The organism is Pedobacter sp. MC2016-24 (genome assembly GCF_015223055.1).
In the GTDB taxonomy this organism is placed as follows: Bacteria; Bacteroidota; Bacteroidia; order Sphingobacteriales; family Sphingobacteriaceae; genus Pedobacter.
Map to the genome: position 1 here is coordinate 19,989 of NZ_JADFBX010000017.1, position 17,158 is coordinate 37,146.

The following is a 17,158-nucleotide window of genomic DNA, read 5'->3' on the forward strand; positions in this document are numbered from 1 at the left end:
CCCTAACGGATAAAGTCAAAGTTAAATTTTAAGTGTCTGTAAAGGTGTCTTGCCGTTTTTATAAAGAAATTATTGCTTTCTCTTAAATTGTTCCGGTGAACCGTACTTGGCTCTTCATCGGAATTTAGCTGATCAAATAATTCAGTAAAGCGAACGTAAAATAATCCTGTTCCCTTTCTTTTTAAAAAGGTCATCATCATTTTATATTCTGCCTGATCACTGTTGATTCCTTCTGTGTAGCGTCCAAATTTTTGAAGAAAAGTACTTCGTCGTAAATGCGGATGATCGCTATAGAAATAAAATTTTTTATATCCTGTTTTAAAAATACTAAATATCATTTCAGAAAAACCGTCTCTAAATGGCTTTAGGTAGGGATATTTGAAATACGCATAAAAACGAACAATATCCAATTCGGATTTTTCATTCATAAAGCATACAGCTTGGGATAGTTTTTCAGGAAACAGTATTTTAGGAACAAAATCTTCCTGAACATACAATGTATATGAGGTTTTTACTGCATCCTGGCCTTTATTCAAATTATTGGCTAGTCCTTTATTTTTTTTTGTACTAATTAATTCAAAATGATACTCGCTTTGCCAATCCCTTAACTTTTCCAGATGTTCAGGTTTGCTACAATCGTCAGAGACGATAATATGTTCAAAATTACAATTTAACGCTTTAAATGAATCTAACAATCTCTTTAATGACAGGCTTCTATTATAGTGTGTAATGAGAAGAGTAACATCTTTGAAATAGGTAGAGTCAGGCATTTTTATATAATTGAAAAAATATGTATTCGTTCACGGGTTTAAATATATTATTTTAACTTAAGATTTTTAAAACATTTTACTCGTTTTAGTCTTTAAGTCGCAGTTGTACCGAATTTTTTAAGAATCTGTAAACCAGAAATCCACTTCTCATAAATTTGATGAGCACATTGTCTTTCTCCTTCCAGGATTTACGGCCTATTGTACTTGGTTCGTCGGAATTGTTTTTCTGGTCAAATGTTTCATTGTAGTCGTTAATGATCAAACCTTTCCCTTTCTTTTTGATATACGACAAACACATCTCAAATTCAGTTTTATCAGGTGGAATCCCCTCTGGATATTTGCCGAATTTCTCATTGAAGTTACTTCGTCTTAAGTGGGGGTGATCACTATACATATAGAATTTTAAATGATTCCAATAACTTATAGAAGATTTGAATATCATTTGTTTAAAATCCGAGTTGTATTGATTGGTATAAGGATAAGGAAAATAGGAGTAGAATCTAATCGTATCTATGGATTGATCTGACTTTAATATTTTAAGTGCTTTATCTATGTTGATGGAAGCTGCTTTTTTTGGGATAAAATCTTCCTGAACATATAGTGTAAAGGGTTTGGTCACTGCGGCCTGACCTTTATTCAGGTTATTCCCAAGTCCTCGATTGTGCTCCGTTTTGATTAACATTATCCCATACGAACTAATAAAGCTATCCATTTTGCTTAGATGGAATGCCGAACTTCCATCATCCGAAACAACAATTTCACCAAATTTTATACCCAGATCAGCGAAAGATTTAAGGAGCCTTTCTAACGAAGAACTTCTGTTATAAACTGTGATCAGTAACGATATTTCTGAAAAATTAGTTAATGCCATGACGTCGGTTAAAGGTATTCAAAAGTGTGGATATTCTCAAATCCATTTAAAAATATCATTGCTAATGGAAGAATTTAATATTTCATGTGTTAAGAATTTCTTAATTGATAATCATTATGTTTTATATTTGGCTCAAATATTCAAAGTATGCTGTTTAACTCCCTGGATTTCGCTTTTTTCTTTATAGTGGTGACTATAGCTTATTTCCTTTTTCCGCATAGATACAGATGGATATTACTCTTAGGGGCTAGTTGCTATTTTTACATGGCATTTGTGCCCATATATATCTTGATTTTAGGCTTTACAATCGTCATCGATTATTTTGCTGGGATTTATATTGAGAAGTCGGAGGGGCGACGGCGAAAACTTTTATTAATTTGCAGTTTGGTTGCCAACGTTGGCGTTCTTGTCGTTTTTAAATACTATAATTTTCTTAATGAGAGTTTAAGTTATATAATCGGTGACTTCGGCTATAAAAATCCGATTCCTTATCTCAGTATTTTACTACCTATTGGGTTGTCGTTCCATACCTTTCAGGCAATGAGTTATACGATAGAGGTTTATCGCGGAAATCAGAAGGCCGAAAAGCATTTTGGAATTTATAGCCTTTACGTTATGTTTTATCCGCAGTTGGTTGCCGGGCCAATTGAGCGGCCTCAAAATATATTACATCAGATGCATGAAAAACATGAATTTGAATACGCCCGCGTAGTTTCTGGCTTACAGCTCATGCTTTGGGGATTCTTTAAGAAGTTGGTCGTTGCAGATCGTTTATCTATTTACGTAAATGCTGTTTATGGCCATCCTGATCTACATAATGGCTCTACAGTGGTGATTGCTTCTTTGTTTTTTGCTATTCAGATTTATTGTGATTTTTCCGGGTATTCGGATATAGCGATTGGTTGTGCAAGAGTTATGGGCTATGATCTGATGATCAATTTTAGAAGACCATACTTTTCTAAGTCTATTAGTGAATTCTGGGGTAGATGGCATATATCGCTTTCAACATGGTTTAGGGATTACCTTTATATACCCCTAGGTGGTAACCGTGTTGCCCGTCAGCGGGTGTACCTCAATTTAATGATTGTTTTTATTGTTAGTGGGATATGGCATGGTGCGAACTATACTTTTATCATTTGGGGGCTTCTCCACGGATTTTATTCTCTTTCGGGAATGATTCTTAAACCATATCGGGAGAAACTGGTAGAAAAGATAAAAATTAATTCGCACATATTAAACGTGCTAAATATAGTTTTAACAATATTACTTGTCACTTTCGCCTGGATATTCTTTAGAGCGGCAACCCTTGGCGATGCCTGGTCGCTCATACGTAACTTAAAATCGTTTGGCGAGAAACCTTTTGTAGGTGATGGAATTAGTAACATGGCTCATAGTATCTTAGCTATAGTTTTGTTGTTTATCGTGGAATATAAAATGGAATATATAACAGATAAGTTTAATTTCTTCAGTCATAAACTAGCATGGGTAAGGTGGAGCGCAGTAATTATAGCTTTATTTATCATCATGCTGTTTGGCGTGTTTAGTGGTGGGCAGTTTATTTATTTCCAATTTTAATCAGATGAAACCAGATATCATCATATTTTTAAAGCGTATAGTACTGTTCATGCTATTATTCATTGCTGCAGACCAGGCTTTGGGTTTTTTACTTGAGCACATTTACTTCAACCAAGAAAAAGGACAATTTGCACAAACTACTTATTCGGTTGATCGTACCCACGAAGATATTTTGGTCTTTGGGAGTTCAAGGGCGGTCAGACATTATTCTCCAGCGATACTTAGCAAAGCTTTTAATATGTCATGCTATAACGTAGGAAGAGATGCGCAAATGATCCCTTATTATACGGCAATTCAGGATGTTATTTTTAACAGGTACAAGCCAAAAATGATTTTACTGGACGTCAACTCCTGGGAGTTAGCCCCTGGAGAGAGTAAATATGAGAAACTATCTATTTTGCTTCCATATTGCAGGGAGCATCCTGAATTAGTGAAGTACATTAATCAAAGTAGCAAATGGGAGAAAATTAAGATGCTTTCAAGAACATATCCATATAATTCGAGCTTGTTTATCTTGGGTTACAATTACCTGTTTGCAAATCGAATCCCGGCAGACGACCATGGTTATGCACCTTTAATTGGTGAAATGACTGATGCCATGTTGGAAGATCATAAGCGTCGTATGGCATCGGGTGAAGAGGCTAAAAATGACAACAGCAGAGATATAGATGAAAAATCTTTGGCATATTATGAGCAATTTTTAGCTAAAACGGCTAGCTCCGGCATTAAAACATACGTGATTATCTCACCTAAGATTTTGAATGAAAATTTAAACTATCGAGTTGAAAAACTGATTGAAATCGCCGGTAGATTTAAGAATGTGAAATTTATTAATTTCTCCAATGACCCTCGCTACAATTATAGGTATGAAAAGTTTGCTGATGTTTTTCATCTAAATAAACAAGGCGCTGAAGAGTTTACCAACGATTTAATTCCTTTATTGAAATAGATTACATTGTTGGTTTATTGTTGTTACGTAATCAATTGTTTCTTATATCAGCAAATATTATTCTGCACCAGATTCTTTAATATTTCTTTATCATTCAAACTTCGTTAATTGATCGAGAAAACAATACGCTAAAAAGAATTAAAGGGCTCGATAATAAAAATGCCCCCAGAAAGTGACTAACTTTTGGGAGCATTTTTAAAGAGTGAAAAAAATCTACTTTATTGCGTAAACCAATGAAGAATTTGTATTTGTTGAATCATTATACCAGCTTTTATTAACAGCACCACCTGATTGGGCCCACTTATCAAAGCTTGTATATGCATTTAAAATCGATGCCCCCTCAATAGGGTATGCGAAATTTGCTATCGGGAGTTCTAAAGCCCATGGTAAGAGACTTTCAGTACGATAGTAAAGTCCAGACGAAGGTTTAGAACGGTCATCAACTGTTCCAAATAAGCTGGCGTTTACAAGATTTGTTGGTGTTTTTCCGTACAGATGTGTTTCATATCCGCGACCGTAACCATTGGATTCATTCCAAATAAACGGATTGTATGTTCCTACGCCGAAATCGTTGATGTTTGGACCATCAACTACTGAAAAACTCACGCTTAATTTAACTACAGGTGACGTCGCTTTTGCTGGATCGGTATTTCCTGTCAATTGTAAATCTTTACTATTATTGAATAGGATCAGAACTGCACTGTCTTGTTGAGATTCAAAAGACATGCCCGCACTGGCGGTTATTATTTTCGCTTTAGCTGCAGCAAGAGGGAATTGAACTGCAGCTCCGTTTTTGAAATCGGCACCAGATGCAATCAAACTATATTCTGCATCAACTTGTGCAACGATATTTTTTGCGTTGGTGGAAACCAGGTAACGATATCCGATAACAATATCATTTAAATCATAGTCGCCTTTAGATGGCCAGTTGTCTTCAAAAGCAGCGGTGGAACCACCTTTGATATAGTTCACTGAATAGTTTTTGAAAGCAAGAGCTGGATCAGTAGGGTAGTCGTCTTCAGTGTCATTTACACCATCTCCATCTGTATCTTTAATCACCACCGGAGGTGTTCCATTTCCTGTAGAAATACAACCATCAGCAGCAATGTAAGCTTCACAGCCTTTTTTTGCCGGGGCGATAAAGAATCCAGCCGGAATATCCTGATCTGTACATAACTCAATGTTACCAGAGAATACTTGACGGTTAGAAGATTGCTTTGCATCCAATATCGCATTTTGATCAATTTTACCCGTTACTTTAAATAAAGATGTTGCTCCAGAACCGTTTATTCCGCCACGTGCGGCATTCATATCATTTGTTTGGAACATAGCACCACTTAGACCATTACCTATCATATTGATTCTACCAGAGCTATTCAAGACTACATTATTCGAAACTTGTACATAGCTATAGTTATTCAAAACTTTGTCTAATTGTGCATCTGTCAATAACAGTTTACAGTAGTTGTTTACAGTACCCGAACCGTTGATCTGAAGAAAGTTGATGTTACTTGTTCCATTATTGGTTAAAGTTCCGTTTACATCTATCTTACCAGTTATGTTTAATGTGCCATTATTGATAATTTCCTCATTAGATTTAAGTTCTAAATTTGAAAAAATCACCGTTGTGTTTGATCCAATAATAATATTTAATCCCGTGTGGTTGTAAGTCTGTATGTTAATTTTTTTTCCGGGAGCATTAATTTTTAACGTACCTCCAGGGTTAGCATTGACATTAATTGTTGCGTCATTTGCCGAGGTATAGCAAATAACTTGTTTGGAATTAAAATTTATATCTGAACCTGTTATCGAAGCTTGGCAATCAGGTTCTGCTGCCGGCGTCGCTGCTAACTCGGCAGTTACGGATTTGCTTTTATCAGAAGAATGAGCAGAAGCACTTTTTGTCAAACCGCTACTTCCAAAGTTTAGGTCAATATGATTTGATGTAAGCATTACTCTCTCGGAAATCTTAGTTCCATCTGGAGCTGATTTCACTACGTAAATGCTAGATGCAGATGTTGGAATGGTAATTTTCGTATTAAATGCATTTAATGGTGTAGCAGAGCCTTTTGATAAAATTTCTCCACCTTGATCCGGATTTCCTAAATAAATTGATATAACCTGGATAAGGTTTTGAAATTTTGAATCTGATATTCCAATAGTAAATTTAACCTCATTTGAGGTATTCCATTTAAAACTACCTGGAACCGTTAGATCATTAATATTAGTGACTTGTTTACCATCGTTTGCATTGTCTTTTTTACAAGAGATAATAGCAATAGCCAAAACTATAGGAAGTAATTTTATTCTCATTGATTCTACTTTTTTCTTTTGTTAAAAGCAAAATTTATTCCTTAATGGCTGTTTTGTTCTATACTTGTTTCTTTTTTGTTAATAATCAAGCCTTTGAATAATCGTTAAAGTTAACCTGATAATAAGGTAACTCCAACGATGAAAAATAATAAAATAAAATGGGGATTAGGTTTCCCAAATTGAGGATTTTTGGGGATAATTTTCTCTATATATTAAGATTGACAATATATCTGTTCTCCTTTGCCTCAGGATCATATTGATAAATAAAGCTGTCTGAAGCGATCGTTATGATATAAAATCCAAAATGTTCTGGCATATGCTCAATGTCAAAGCCTTCCTTGTGCGGATTTAAAAACTTGAATTTATACCTGTCGAGGGGTTGGATATGGTGGTTGTTTTCCTCAGAAAAGCTGATCTTTAAAATTTTATCTACTTCTTCAAAAGGAATTTGCTGACTACTTGCGCTGAATTCGATCTGCAAACCTTTTTCAAATTTCTGAATACTCAAAGAAGGTTGATCTATTACCAGTTTTATCTGCGAGCCCTGATCAGCTGAATGTTTAATGGAATTGGTAATTAACTCCACCAAAATCATTTTGATTTTTTGCTGGTGGGCAATATCCAGCATCTTGTGATCCAATATTTTCGCCAATACCATTTTGATAAAGCTGAAAATATCATCAGGATGCTGAGGAGTTTCTAGTTCTAATATAATTGGAAATGATTTGTTCATTTAAAATTCCGTCAAAGCTGTTTCTAGGGTATCTTTTACTACAAATATTTTGTCTAGCCTGGTCAATTGAAAAAGATTTTCAATATCGTTATTCATTTCAACCAACACCAATTTACCATTCAGTGGAAGCAGACTTTTTAATATGGCGACAAGGGCGCCTAAAAAAGAGCTATCAACATATTCTACATTTGCAAAAGAAATAATTAATTTTCGTTCGCCCGCACTGATTTCCTGTAAAACCAGTTCTTTGAATTGTTCTGATTTAGATAAGTTTGCTTCCGCATCCTCAATGGTAATTAAAAGTATTTCCTTAATTTTCTGTTTATTTATGTTCATCGTTTAACTCTGTTTAAGATGATAATGCTGCAATCATCAACCTGCGAGGTATGTTTGTTAAATAAGTTGTTTTTTATGTCTAAAGTGGTTTTTCCACTTTTCTTTAATTTGTAAAGTTTTTCTTTTAGGATATTCAGATCTGATTTTTTAGCTCCATTTACTTCAAAGTCAATCATTCCATCTGAAATCAAATATAACTCTTCGTTTTCATTTAATTCAATTTCTATTTCATTAAAACTGCTTTCCTCAGAGAATCCAAGCAGGATTCCATCCGATTGGTAGCTGATTAATTCAGTTCCACCTTGTTCGTATTTTAACAAGGGTAAATCACCCGCGCCGGCGTAATAAACTTTAATTTCCGTATCGTCAATTAAAAGGATACTTAAAGTAGAGAATATGTCACCCAAAATCTCATCGGAATGAATAACTCTATTCAATTTACTTAAAATTTCGGAGAGCGAGAAATTGCCATCATAAACACAGAGCCGGATGGCAGACCTGATGTAGCTTAAAAAACTGAACGAGAAAAACCAGGCACCCCACTTTTTACCCATGACATCGCCGAGAATTACAAAGGTATGTCGATCGTTAATCTGGATAAAGTCGATAAAATCACCGCCAGGTTGATTTTGATAACTTTGATTAAAATAATGAATAGAGAAGTTTTTCAGCAAGGGTGCCCGTTTAGGCGTATTCCTCAAATTCAGCTTCTCTGCAATGCCTTTAATTTCACTTAGGGAGCGTTCATAGTGCTCCCTGACAGATTGCATCAGATTATCAATCTTAGAGAGGATGTGTGCCGATGGCGTTCCTTTACTGATGTAGTCGATTGCCTTCAAATCCAGTCCTTGCTGGATATAACTTTCGTCGTTAACCGCGGTTAAAAATAAAAATGGAATGTTTTTAAAGTGATCATGCTCCAACAACCTTTTCCTGAAATCAAATCCATTTTTAATGGGCATTTGATAGTCGGAAATAATCAGATCAGGGACTTCAGTCATTAGAAATTGTTCAGCTTCATCTACAGACAAAGCAATTTTGCAGCTGTAGCCGTTACTTGTCAATAGCCTTTCAAAAAGCTTTAACTGTACAATGTCATCATCTACCAGTAGAATTTTCCTATTCATTTGACTTTAAGCTAGCTATTGGTTTGATGATGATATAAATTCCGGTCGCAATGATGATCAGTGAAATTAAGTCCATTAAGGTGACACCATCGTCTGGATTGAAATTGAAAATTGTAAACATTTCAAAATAGGGTGGTGCCGGCATAATGATCATGGCAAAACCCAGTGTCACAAACAGAAAACCTATAATTATTTTAACAATGTTAGAAAATAAGCGATCAAAACGTAATTTACGTGTTTGTTTGGAATCAATATAATTGGTGTTCAGCAGCATTTCAAGTTTGTCCAGCTGCTCTAATTTATTCAGTTCAGACAGCGAAACTTCCTTCAATTCCTTCACAAGGTCCTTACTGCTTAATTTCTGGTCTATAGCAGTATTGATCTTCGTCTTTATACCTTTGATGTTCTCTGTATTCAGGTCGCTATGGTCCAGTAGTGCCAGAAATTCATTGAGTTTAAGAATCAATTCCTCATCCTTGGCACCAAGTGCTTCAAAACTTTTTAAATCCTGAATAACTTTATTTTTATCGCTCAAAATAGGATTGTTGATTAATACACTGCTAATTTAATATATTGTTTAATATTTTGCGTTATATATCAAACAATATATTAAATTAACTTAGCATTTATCAATCAAATTTGTTCAGTATTTCGGCTACCTGTTTAATTTGATCAGTACTGTGCGCAAAGGAGCAAGGTAAGCTCAAAGTAGTTTCATGAATCAGAGATGAGATCGGAAAACTCATTTGGTTCATTTGTTTCAAGGCTTTCTGATGATGAGGCGGCACGGGATAGTGAATTTCTGTACCGATCTGGTGTTTCTGGAGGTAAGCTTTTAAACGATCGCGCTCAGGGTGCCTGATGTTATAAATGTGGTAGACGTGTTCGAAATTATTTACAACTACAGGTTTAATAAATTGATCACTCAAAGTCTGCTGATAAATACTCGCCAATGCCTGCTTATGGGCGTTGATCTGATTTAAAAAAGGAAGTTTGATCCTCAGAAAAGCGGCCTGTAATTCATCTAACCTCGAATTATAGCCAACAACACTATTGTGGTATTTTTTCTCAGAACCATAATTTCTAAGTTGCTTTAATAAAATATAGTCTTCTTCCTTTTTGCAAATTACAGCGCCGGCGTCGCCCATGGCGCCAAGGTTTTTAGTGGGATAAAAACTAAATGCCGAGAAATCACCAAAAGTACCAGCCAGTTTGCCTTTGTAACTGGCACCATGCGCTTGGGCACAATCTTCAATTAGTTTCAGTTTGTAGCGTGCTGCGAGATCCAGGATGGGGGCCATGTCGCAACACTGCCCGTATAAATGAACAACCATAATTGCTTTTGTACGCGGGGTTATGGCCAGCTCAATTTTTTTAGGATCTATGTTATAAGTATGTATATCCGGCTCCACAAACACAGGGACCAAATCACAATGCAAGATAGCCAGTATCGTTGCAATATAGGTATTGGATGGAACAATAACTTCGTCACCTTTTTCCAATGCACAGCATCTCAATGATAAAATGAGCGCGTCCAGTCCATTGGCAACGCCAACTACATATTTTTCATGATGATAAAGACCAAATTCCTGTTCAAATTGTGCCACTTCATCGCCAAGGATATACCAGCCCTTATCTAAAAAGTCGCTGAATTTTTGTTTTAAAAGTGCTTCAAAAGGTTTGTTGAGCGTCTTTAGATTTTCATATTGGATTTCCATAAGGCTCATAGATGTAATCTTTAGGGTCAAATGCTGTTGATGCCAATACCAATAAAATGGCATCTGGAGAAAAATTATGCATGACGTGCCAGTCTTCAGGATTCAGGATCAGACATTTTTCCGGACTGTCTAATGTAAACAGTTCAATCTTTTCGCCATCGTTATTGGTGATTTGGCAAGAACCATGTATACATATTGCGGCCTGGTGCGTGTTGTGGTGTCTGTGTCCACCGCGGTCAGAATCGTCAACTGCATAAATGTAAAACAAGCGTTTGATTTCGAAATCAACTACGCGGTCAAGTACGGTTAAAATACCCCTAGTATCTTTAAAGGTTTTGAGATTAATAATGTGGGCCATGCAAAGAAATAAAGCTTTTATATTTGGGGCTGATTGGACAAAACTAAGATATTTTTCAATCAGGTGTCTGTATCTTTAAATATAAATGAAAATATTAGACAAAACATGAATAATTATATATGCTGATGAAAATTGAATATAAAATGGATAGAATAATTACTTTTACGTAAATAATGAAAACTGTTTCCATAATTACCGTAAATTTTAATCAACCTGAAGTAACTATTGATTTTCTTAAGTCGGTAAAGTCCAATCTCTTGTCGCCCGGAGTAGAGGTTGTGTTGGTTGACAATGGGAGTGAGGTATTTCACGAAGCTGAATTTAAATCGGTCTATCCGGAATTAATTTATATCAGATCGGAAAAAAATCTGGGCTTTGCCGGAGGAAACAATCTGGCACTTGAAGCAGCAAAAGGCGATTATTTACTTTTTTTGAATAATGATACTGAAGTTACTGCTAACCTGTGCGAAGTCTTGACTTCAGCCCTGGATGATGATCCGCAAATTGGTATCATTTCGCCCATGTTACTTTATTTTGATCAGCCTGACCTTGTTCAGTACGCAGGTTTTAGTCCCATGAATTATTTAACCGGACGCAACAAAGACCTTGGTCGCTTGCAACAGGATCATGGGCAGTACAATGAGGTGAGTATGGAGACGGGCTATTGTCATGGTGCAGCAATGATGTGTCGTAGCGCAGATCTGGAAGAAATTGGCCGGATGTCTGATGCCTTTTTTTTATATTATGAAGAGCTCGACTGGTGTGAGCATTTTAAGCGTGCAGGAAAAAAAATCTGGTTTACCGGAAAAACCAGGGTTTATCATAAAGAATCAATTTCAGTCGGCAAAGAAAGTCCGATCAAAACATATTTCATGACCAGGAACAGGATGCTTTTCATTCGACGCAACTCAAATCTGGTCAACACCCTTGCTTTTAGTATCTATTTTATTTTCATAGCAAGCACCAAGCAAGTATTGACCTATGTGGTTAAAGGTAGAATTGATTTAGCCAAATGGGTATTAAAAGGAGTATGGTGGAATTTGACTCATTCCAAAAACAGTAAAAACCTGGGTTTTAAAATACAAAATAGATCATGATTATTGCTTTATGGATTTGCCTTTTTGTGGTGGTGTATACCTTTGTTGGGTATGGCTTTGTTCTTTTTGTATTGATCAGGATAAAACGCCTGTTCAAACAACCTAAAGTATTCCAGTCCGCCACTGATTTGCCTACTGTTTCATTAATTATTGCAGCTTATAACGAAGCGGATCTAATTGCGGCTAAAATTGAAAACAGTTTATCGTTGGATTATCCCAAAGATAAGATCCAGTATATTTTTGTGACTGACGGTTCTACTGACGATACCGCTAAAATTATAGGGCAATATGCTCAAATTACGCTCCTGAATGAAAATATCCGTTCAGGAAAAATGGCCGCTATCAAGCGGGCTATACCATTTGTGAAAGGGGAGATTATGATTTTTTCTGACGCAAACACGTTTTTAAATGAGGTAGCGATCAAAGAACTGGTTAAACATTACCAGAATGGACAAGTTGGGGCTGTTGCGGGAGAGAAAAGAGTTTTTATACCTGAAAAAGCAGATGCGAGTTCGGCTGGAGAAGGCTTTTACTGGAAATACGAGTCTTTGTTGAAAAAGTGGGATTACGAATTGTACTCAAATGTAGGCGCTGCAGGAGAATTGTTCAGCATTCGCACTGCACTGTACCAGCCTGTTGAGTCAGATACCATTATCGATGACCATATGATCGCCATGCGCATCGCCGAGCAAGGTTATATCATCGCTTATGAACCTATGGCTTATGCAATGGAAACGGCATCAGCGAATACGGCTGAAGAGCTGAAACGTAAAATTCGGATTGCTGCAGGTGGAATCCAATCTATTTTGAGGTTGAAAAAAGCGGCCAATCCGTTCAATTATCCTTTGCTTACTTTTCAATACCTGAGCCATAGGGTATTGAGGTGGACAGTAACGCCTTTTTTGATGGTAGTCGTATTTGTACTTAACATCCTGATTGTGGCAAAATATGATATTTTATTTTACCAGCTGATGTTGGCTGCCCAGATCTTATTCTATGGCTTAAGTTTAGCCGGTTTGGTTTTTGAACAGCGAAATATCCGCATCAAACCCTTTTTTATACCTTACTATTTTTGCCTGATGAATTATGCTGTGGTTGCGGGAATGATTCGCTATGCTCGGAAGAACCAAAGCGCCGCCTGGGAGAAGTCTAAACGGAAGTAGTTGGGCAAACCCCAGCTTATGGAGCTGAAGTTTGCTGACTGATGGGTTGAGGATTATTTCTTTTCCGGTGGAGTAGAAACAATTTCGCCAAATTCATTAACCCAAGCCATCATGCTTTCCAGGTCACCGCCAGATGAATTCTGCTGACGCTCTGCTTTACGTTGTTCTTTATCTTCTTTTTTCTTTTGTCTGTTTTTTTCCAATTGCTTCTTCATGAAGGTAGCTTGAGATTTAGCCATAAATTCAGTGTTTTAGTTAAAAAATAACTCTTCTCCAGTATACCTGTTGCCTCAGCTGCTTGATTTACAGTGGCAGGGGCTTAAAATAATTTAATTCTCGGGCGGCAACGGGGCAGCAACCAGGAGAAATTGAAACCCAATCAAAGGACTTGATTGGCAAGTAAATTATAGAGAAATAGTAAAATGATATCCCGTTTTGTGCAAATATACTAAATTTAAACGAATAAACATTGTTTTTTCAGGAGTATTGATTGGCCACTTTGAAAGCTGGCTAAGCGGATGCTTGGTTTGTGTATTATTCTCCTGAACAGTTTAATCCTTACTGAGCGTAGCTCTGTAAACAAAAATTAAACCTGCGATGGGAATTGTTTTTGTTGGGATGTTTCTCACCTTTCCGGTTAAGGTGTATCTCAGGTTCTTCTGTACAAGCAATTTACTCAGGTCTCCGTCTGTATCAATTTTAAAATTGAGTACTTTAACTTTGCTTTCAGGGTTGTCGATAATCGAGCCTAGTACAGCGGCTTGTGTGGTGTCTGTACTGCTGCTAATCTTAAGTGATATTTTTTCAATAAATGAGAAGTCACTAACCTTATCTGATGTATCAGGGATTAAAAGTGTGAGCGAGGCAATCTTGATTTTTTTGAGGTCGGCACTATTGAATCCTTGTGCATCATAATTTATAATTGAATCCACATTTATAGTTGCCAATAGTTCTGTGAATTTAACGCCTTCTCTCGTTGTTGATATGGACGGAATAGGAAAGGCAAGTAAACCAGGATTAATGATTACGTCTCTCTGTATCGACTCTGAAAACTTGCTGCAAGAACATAAAACAAGTAGGGCAAGTGTAACAAGGATCAGGGGTGTAGATACTTTGAATTTCATAGGAATAATATTGCCTGTTGTGTTTTACAAATATTCAAAATTATATCCGCATTACCAATGTTGTCTCCCTATGCTACTCAAGAGGTATTCCGGGTTTTTACTGCTAACTTCTCATTTGTTTGGCAATATATCCCAGCCGAATTTTGTTTTGTCTTGATATATATCACGCTTATTATTAGTTGTTTTATGTGCATATAGGTAGACATTAACTTAATATAGTTCATTTAGTTGGTGCCTTTTTACATTAAAAACACAGAATAAAATTCTGTGTTCAGTTTTAAGTAATTGTATACTAGTCTTTTATAGTGTTCTTGTATAGCTAGTATTGTTGCCTTTTATAAGCCTCAGAAAAATCAGCTCTCATGCCTTTAAACCTATCCACAACTGTAGCTATAAAAGCTTCGTCGATGATTTGAAAGATCTCATTTACGCCTCCGCCAGTTAGGTCAAGCTCTGATAATTTGTAGCTCTGCTCTAATGTCCCCTGTTCAAATTTGATGATGTATTTCTGGTTCATATTGAATAAAGTGATCTTGCAATCGGGATGTGGTAGTTCTGCTATTACTCTCATAATGATTTGTATTAAAAAGCCGCCTTCAGAAATTAAAGGCGGCTTATATAGTGATTGATAAATTATATTTTTACGCCCATTTCTTTTAGCAGAAAATCGGCCTTGTCAATTTTGGAAGCTACCCAAAGCACATACCTGATGTCAACTCCGATGGATCTGCTATAGCTTTCGTTCCATGCATAATCATTAATGGTTGCGCCATAAGCACGGTCAAAATTTACGCCGATTAATTCTCCGTAAGCGTTCATGATCGGCGATCCAGAATTGCCTCCGGTGGTATCCATGTTGTATAAAAATGCAACCGGCACATCTTTCAGGTCTTTCTTTTCAAATGAGCCGAAGTCTTTTGCCTGCCAAAGTGCTTTGATCTGTGCAGGATAGTCAAATTCCGGATTGCCTAGGCTGCCTTTTTCCAGAATGCCTTTGATAGTAGTATAAGGTCGCATGTAATTGGCATCGGCCGGCCAATAACCTCTAACATAACCATAGGTTAACCTTAGCGTGCTGTTGGCATCCGGGATAAAATCCTTTTTAAGGAATTTCTCCTTTACGTTTACATAATCGCCCATGAGTTTGTTCAAAATACCTTCTCTACGGTCTTTTTCGGGTTTAAGTTCGTTAATTTGTTGCGCGATCTCCGTCTCAAATTTCAACAGGCCGTCGTTGTAGGCGTTTAAAGCTTTAGGAGATTTCAGCAATGTGCCGAATACATAACTGCTGTCTTTCAGCTTAGTCAGCCCAAATGTATTGTCTATATAGGCTTCAATTACCGATTCGCTGCTGGCTGCTTTACTGCTGATCTTATTTACCGCGTTTACCTGTTGGTTGGATGGGAATGATGATGCGTCCGTCAGCATTCTTTTGAAAATCTTCCGATCGGCATCAATATCGTATGACTCATATGCTCCAGAAAGAAATTGTTTTAATTTTGGTAAATTCTGACTGAAAAACGCCTCTTTCTGCGCTTCAGGCTGGGCATTAAGCGCGGCTTTAAAAACGTTAATGTTTCTGGAAACACTCAGCAGACTGGTTGAGTTGTAAATCTGAGTCAACCACAAATCTCTTTTGGCATCTCCGTTTATGAGCTTATATAAATTGTCAATATCGCTCATCAAATTGCCATATTTAGCTTTTATATCTACATTTCCATTGATGAAACTTGCCAGATCAGCATCTTCTGCTTTCTTTTTTGAAATCAGGTCAATCCCCTGTAAGCCTTGTAGTTTGCCGCGGTAGTTTTTCATCACGTTCGCATTTCTCTTAATGCGTGTAGCTAACTTAATTTCTGTGGCCTTATCTTTTTTGCCTGCGTTTTCCATTGTCGTGTTCTGAAAGTCATATAGATCAGATACATATGGAAGTACGAATTGCTGTTGGTATTCAATGAACTGTGCCGGCCTGTGACGGAAAGTTCTGCCAGGATAACCGAGGATAAAGACGAAGTCTTCTTCATTGGTGCCATTAGGATTTACTTTCAGGAACTTTTTCGGGGTGTAGGGCACGTTCTTTTTAGAATATTTGGCCGGACTGCCATCTGGTGCCACGTAAGCACGCATGAATGAGAAGTCGCCCGTATGACGTGGCCAAACCCAGTTGTCTGTTTCGCCTCCATATTCTCCGATTTGTCTGTTAGGAACGTATACTAGCCTAACATCTTGTATGGTTTTATATCTGAATAGTACATAGGTTTTGCCAATAAACATTTCTGATACTTCAGCCTGTATGCTTGGATCTTTTTGTTCTGCTTCCTTTGCAATGTTTTTCATCGCATCATTGATGAGTTTTAAGCGGGAGGATGGATCTGTGATTTGTGCAACTGCGCCAAGAATTCGATCCGACACATCTTCATAACTATCAGTAATTCGACAGGTTAATCCTTTTGCCTCAATTTCTTGTTCACGTTGTTTGGCTACAAAACCGTTGGTTAAGTAATCGTGTTCCGGTGTACTTGCTTGTTGCACCGCACTAAAAGCGCAGTGATGATTGGTAATGATCAGGCCTTCATTGGAAATGAATGAGCCAGTACAGCCACCAACATTTACCAGGGCGTCAACCAGGCTGATGCCATTGGGATTGTATATTTCGTTCTGGTTGATTTTAAGTCCGGCTTTTTTCAAATCCAGCTTATGGATTTCGCTTAATGGGAACATGCCTTCTTCCCAGGGTTTGTATCCGGATTGCAGGATGCCTACCGTTAGCAGCGAGCATGTCAATAAAGAAGTAATTAAGGTTTTTTTATTCATTTGTGATGGTATTAATGTTAACAGTCAGTTCTCTTTTTTACCCCTATTATGGTTAATAATTATGGTACAAAAAGCCAAATTTAACCAATTATTCTCCTCAACATAATTTAATTGGGTATTTGATTGATTACTATTGTTGCCGGATATTAAAGTTTGTGTTAGAATGCCGGATTTTAAACCGGTAGGGACAAGTGATGGTTCTCGTTTGGT

At 36.9% G+C, this 17,158-nt stretch carries 17 protein-coding genes; 4 read left to right on the forward strand and 13 right to left on the reverse strand.

All coding sequences use genetic code 11. The annotated features are described in order from the left end of the window. Positions 1-2: 2 nt before the first annotated feature. On the reverse strand, positions 3-770 hold the full coding sequence (locus IM797_RS24460) for a glycosyltransferase (RefSeq protein WP_194129844.1): 768 nt from the start codon (positions 768-770) through the stop codon (positions 3-5). Between the two features lie 85 nt (positions 771-855). Further along, positions 856-1,641 (reverse strand): glycosyltransferase, encoded by a 786-nt coding sequence (locus IM797_RS24465; protein ID WP_194129845.1) that lies wholly within the window; start codon positions 1,639-1,641, stop codon positions 856-858. Between the two features lie 147 nt (positions 1,642-1,788). Between IM797_RS24465 and IM797_RS24470 the strand changes: the two genes are divergently transcribed. Beyond that, the gene (locus IM797_RS24470; RefSeq protein ID WP_194129846.1) at positions 1,789-3,216 is read left to right on the forward strand and encodes an MBOAT family protein; all 1,428 of its coding nucleotides are present in this window, start codon (positions 1,789-1,791) and stop codon (positions 3,214-3,216) included. Positions 3,217-3,220: 4 nt separating this feature from the next. Continuing rightward, complete coding sequence (locus IM797_RS24475; RefSeq protein ID WP_194129847.1) at positions 3,221-4,165, forward strand: hypothetical protein; 945 nt, start codon at positions 3,221-3,223, stop codon at positions 4,163-4,165. A gap of 213 nt (positions 4,166-4,378) precedes the next feature. Here IM797_RS24475 and IM797_RS24480 read toward each other — a convergent pair whose 3' ends face one another. The 7 genes from IM797_RS24480 to IM797_RS24510 all read right to left on the reverse strand — a co-directional run bounded on the left by IM797_RS24480 (position 4,379) and on the right by IM797_RS24510 (position 10,750). Continuing rightward, entirely contained in the window at positions 4,379-6,478 is a 2,100-nt protein-coding gene (locus IM797_RS24480) for an LruC domain-containing protein (protein ID WP_194129848.1), read from the reverse strand. A gap of 205 nt (positions 6,479-6,683) precedes the next feature. Beyond that, positions 6,684-7,211, reverse strand: a complete 528-nt coding sequence (locus tag IM797_RS24485) for a hypothetical protein (RefSeq protein WP_194129849.1) — start codon at positions 7,209-7,211, stop codon at positions 6,684-6,686. After that, positions 7,212-7,547, reverse strand: coding sequence for an STAS domain-containing protein (locus IM797_RS24490; protein WP_194129850.1), 336 nt, complete (start codon positions 7,545-7,547; stop codon positions 7,212-7,214). Beyond that, positions 7,544-8,674 (reverse strand): response regulator, encoded by a 1,131-nt coding sequence (locus IM797_RS24495; RefSeq protein ID WP_194129851.1) that lies wholly within the window; start codon positions 8,672-8,674, stop codon positions 7,544-7,546. Before IM797_RS24495 ends, IM797_RS24490 begins: the two co-directional genes overlap by 4 nt. Beyond that, positions 8,667-9,209 carry a hypothetical protein gene (locus IM797_RS24500; protein WP_194129852.1) on the reverse strand — a complete coding sequence of 181 codons (543 nt, stop codon included), beginning with the start codon at positions 9,207-9,209 and terminating at the stop codon, positions 8,667-8,669. Before IM797_RS24500 ends, IM797_RS24495 begins: the two co-directional genes overlap by 8 nt. Positions 9,210-9,303: 94 nt before the next feature. Beyond that, on the reverse strand, positions 9,304-10,392 hold the full coding sequence (locus IM797_RS24505; protein ID WP_228099104.1) for a DegT/DnrJ/EryC1/StrS aminotransferase family protein: 1,089 nt from the start codon (positions 10,390-10,392) through the stop codon (positions 9,304-9,306). Further along, a complete protein-coding gene (locus IM797_RS24510; RefSeq protein WP_194129854.1) occupies positions 10,376-10,750 on the reverse strand; it encodes an FdtA/QdtA family cupin domain-containing protein in 375 nt (124 codons plus the stop codon). The genes IM797_RS24505 and IM797_RS24510 overlap by 17 nt, the downstream gene beginning before the upstream one ends. Before the next feature lie 173 nt (positions 10,751-10,923). On the opposite strand from IM797_RS24510, the gene IM797_RS24515 reads away from it, so the two are divergent. Together IM797_RS24515 and IM797_RS24520 are read left to right on the forward strand one after the other, a co-directional pair. Then, positions 10,924-11,847 (forward strand): glycosyltransferase family 2 protein, encoded by a 924-nt coding sequence (locus tag IM797_RS24515; RefSeq protein WP_194129855.1) that lies wholly within the window; start codon positions 10,924-10,926, stop codon positions 11,845-11,847. Beyond that, positions 11,844-13,010 (forward strand): glycosyltransferase family 2 protein, encoded by a 1,167-nt coding sequence (locus IM797_RS24520; RefSeq protein WP_194129856.1) that lies wholly within the window; start codon positions 11,844-11,846, stop codon positions 13,008-13,010. Before IM797_RS24515 ends, IM797_RS24520 begins: the two co-directional genes overlap by 4 nt. A 53-nt stretch (positions 13,011-13,063) precedes the next feature. Here the strand turns inward: IM797_RS24520 and IM797_RS24525 are convergent, their stop codons facing one another. From IM797_RS24525 to IM797_RS24540, 4 genes are all read right to left on the reverse strand, one after another. Beyond that, positions 13,064-13,249, reverse strand: coding sequence for a hypothetical protein (locus IM797_RS24525; RefSeq protein WP_194129857.1), 186 nt, complete (start codon positions 13,247-13,249; stop codon positions 13,064-13,066). Between the two features lie 312 nt (positions 13,250-13,561). Further along, the gene (locus IM797_RS24530) at positions 13,562-14,134 is read right to left on the reverse strand and encodes a hypothetical protein (protein ID WP_194129858.1); all 573 of its coding nucleotides are present in this window, start codon (positions 14,132-14,134) and stop codon (positions 13,562-13,564) included. 319 nt (positions 14,135-14,453) lie between these two features. Then, the gene (locus IM797_RS24535) at positions 14,454-14,705 is read right to left on the reverse strand and encodes a hypothetical protein (RefSeq protein WP_194129859.1); all 252 of its coding nucleotides are present in this window, start codon (positions 14,703-14,705) and stop codon (positions 14,454-14,456) included. A gap of 62 nt (positions 14,706-14,767) precedes the next feature. After that, entirely contained in the window at positions 14,768-16,948 is a 2,181-nt protein-coding gene (locus IM797_RS24540) for a S46 family peptidase (RefSeq protein WP_194129860.1), read from the reverse strand. Between the last annotated feature and the right edge of the window lie 210 nt (positions 16,949-17,158).

What these genes read in the sequence shown, in the direction of transcription:
- IM797_RS24460 (WP_194129844.1), bottom strand. Translation starts at nt 770, where the DNA reads ATGCCTGACTCTACCTATTTCAAAGATGTTACTCTTCTCATTACACAC.
- IM797_RS24465 (WP_194129845.1), bottom strand. Translation starts at nt 1,641, where the DNA reads ATGGCATTAACTAATTTTTCAGAAATATCGTTACTGATCACAGTTTAT.
- IM797_RS24470 (WP_194129846.1), top strand. Translation starts at nt 1,789, where the DNA reads ATGCTGTTTAACTCCCTGGATTTCGCTTTTTTCTTTATAGTGGTGACT.
- IM797_RS24475 (WP_194129847.1), top strand. Translation starts at nt 3,221, where the DNA reads ATGAAACCAGATATCATCATATTTTTAAAGCGTATAGTACTGTTCATG.
- IM797_RS24480 (WP_194129848.1), bottom strand. Translation starts at nt 6,478, where the DNA reads ATGAGAATAAAATTACTTCCTATAGTTTTGGCTATTGCTATTATCTCT.
- IM797_RS24485 (WP_194129849.1), bottom strand. Translation starts at nt 7,211, where the DNA reads ATGAACAAATCATTTCCAATTATATTAGAACTAGAAACTCCTCAGCAT.
- IM797_RS24490 (WP_194129850.1), bottom strand. Translation starts at nt 7,547, where the DNA reads ATGAACATAAATAAACAGAAAATTAAGGAAATACTTTTAATTACCATT.
- IM797_RS24495 (WP_194129851.1), bottom strand. Translation starts at nt 8,674, where the DNA reads ATGAATAGGAAAATTCTACTGGTAGATGATGACATTGTACAGTTAAAG.
- IM797_RS24505 (WP_228099104.1), bottom strand. Translation starts at nt 10,392, where the DNA reads ATGGAAATCCAATATGAAAATCTAAAGACGCTCAACAAACCTTTTGAA.
- IM797_RS24510 (WP_194129854.1), bottom strand. Translation starts at nt 10,750, where the DNA reads ATGGCCCACATTATTAATCTCAAAACCTTTAAAGATACTAGGGGTATT.
- IM797_RS24515 (WP_194129855.1), top strand. Translation starts at nt 10,924, where the DNA reads ATGAAAACTGTTTCCATAATTACCGTAAATTTTAATCAACCTGAAGTA.
- IM797_RS24520 (WP_194129856.1), top strand. Translation starts at nt 11,844, where the DNA reads ATGATTATTGCTTTATGGATTTGCCTTTTTGTGGTGGTGTATACCTTT.
- IM797_RS24525 (WP_194129857.1), bottom strand. Translation starts at nt 13,249, where the DNA reads ATGGCTAAATCTCAAGCTACCTTCATGAAGAAGCAATTGGAAAAAAAC.
- IM797_RS24530 (WP_194129858.1), bottom strand. Translation starts at nt 14,134, where the DNA reads ATGAAATTCAAAGTATCTACACCCCTGATCCTTGTTACACTTGCCCTA.
- IM797_RS24535 (WP_194129859.1), bottom strand. Translation starts at nt 14,705, where the DNA reads ATGAGAGTAATAGCAGAACTACCACATCCCGATTGCAAGATCACTTTA.
- IM797_RS24540 (WP_194129860.1), bottom strand. Translation starts at nt 16,948, where the DNA reads ATGAATAAAAAAACCTTAATTACTTCTTTATTGACATGCTCGCTGCTA.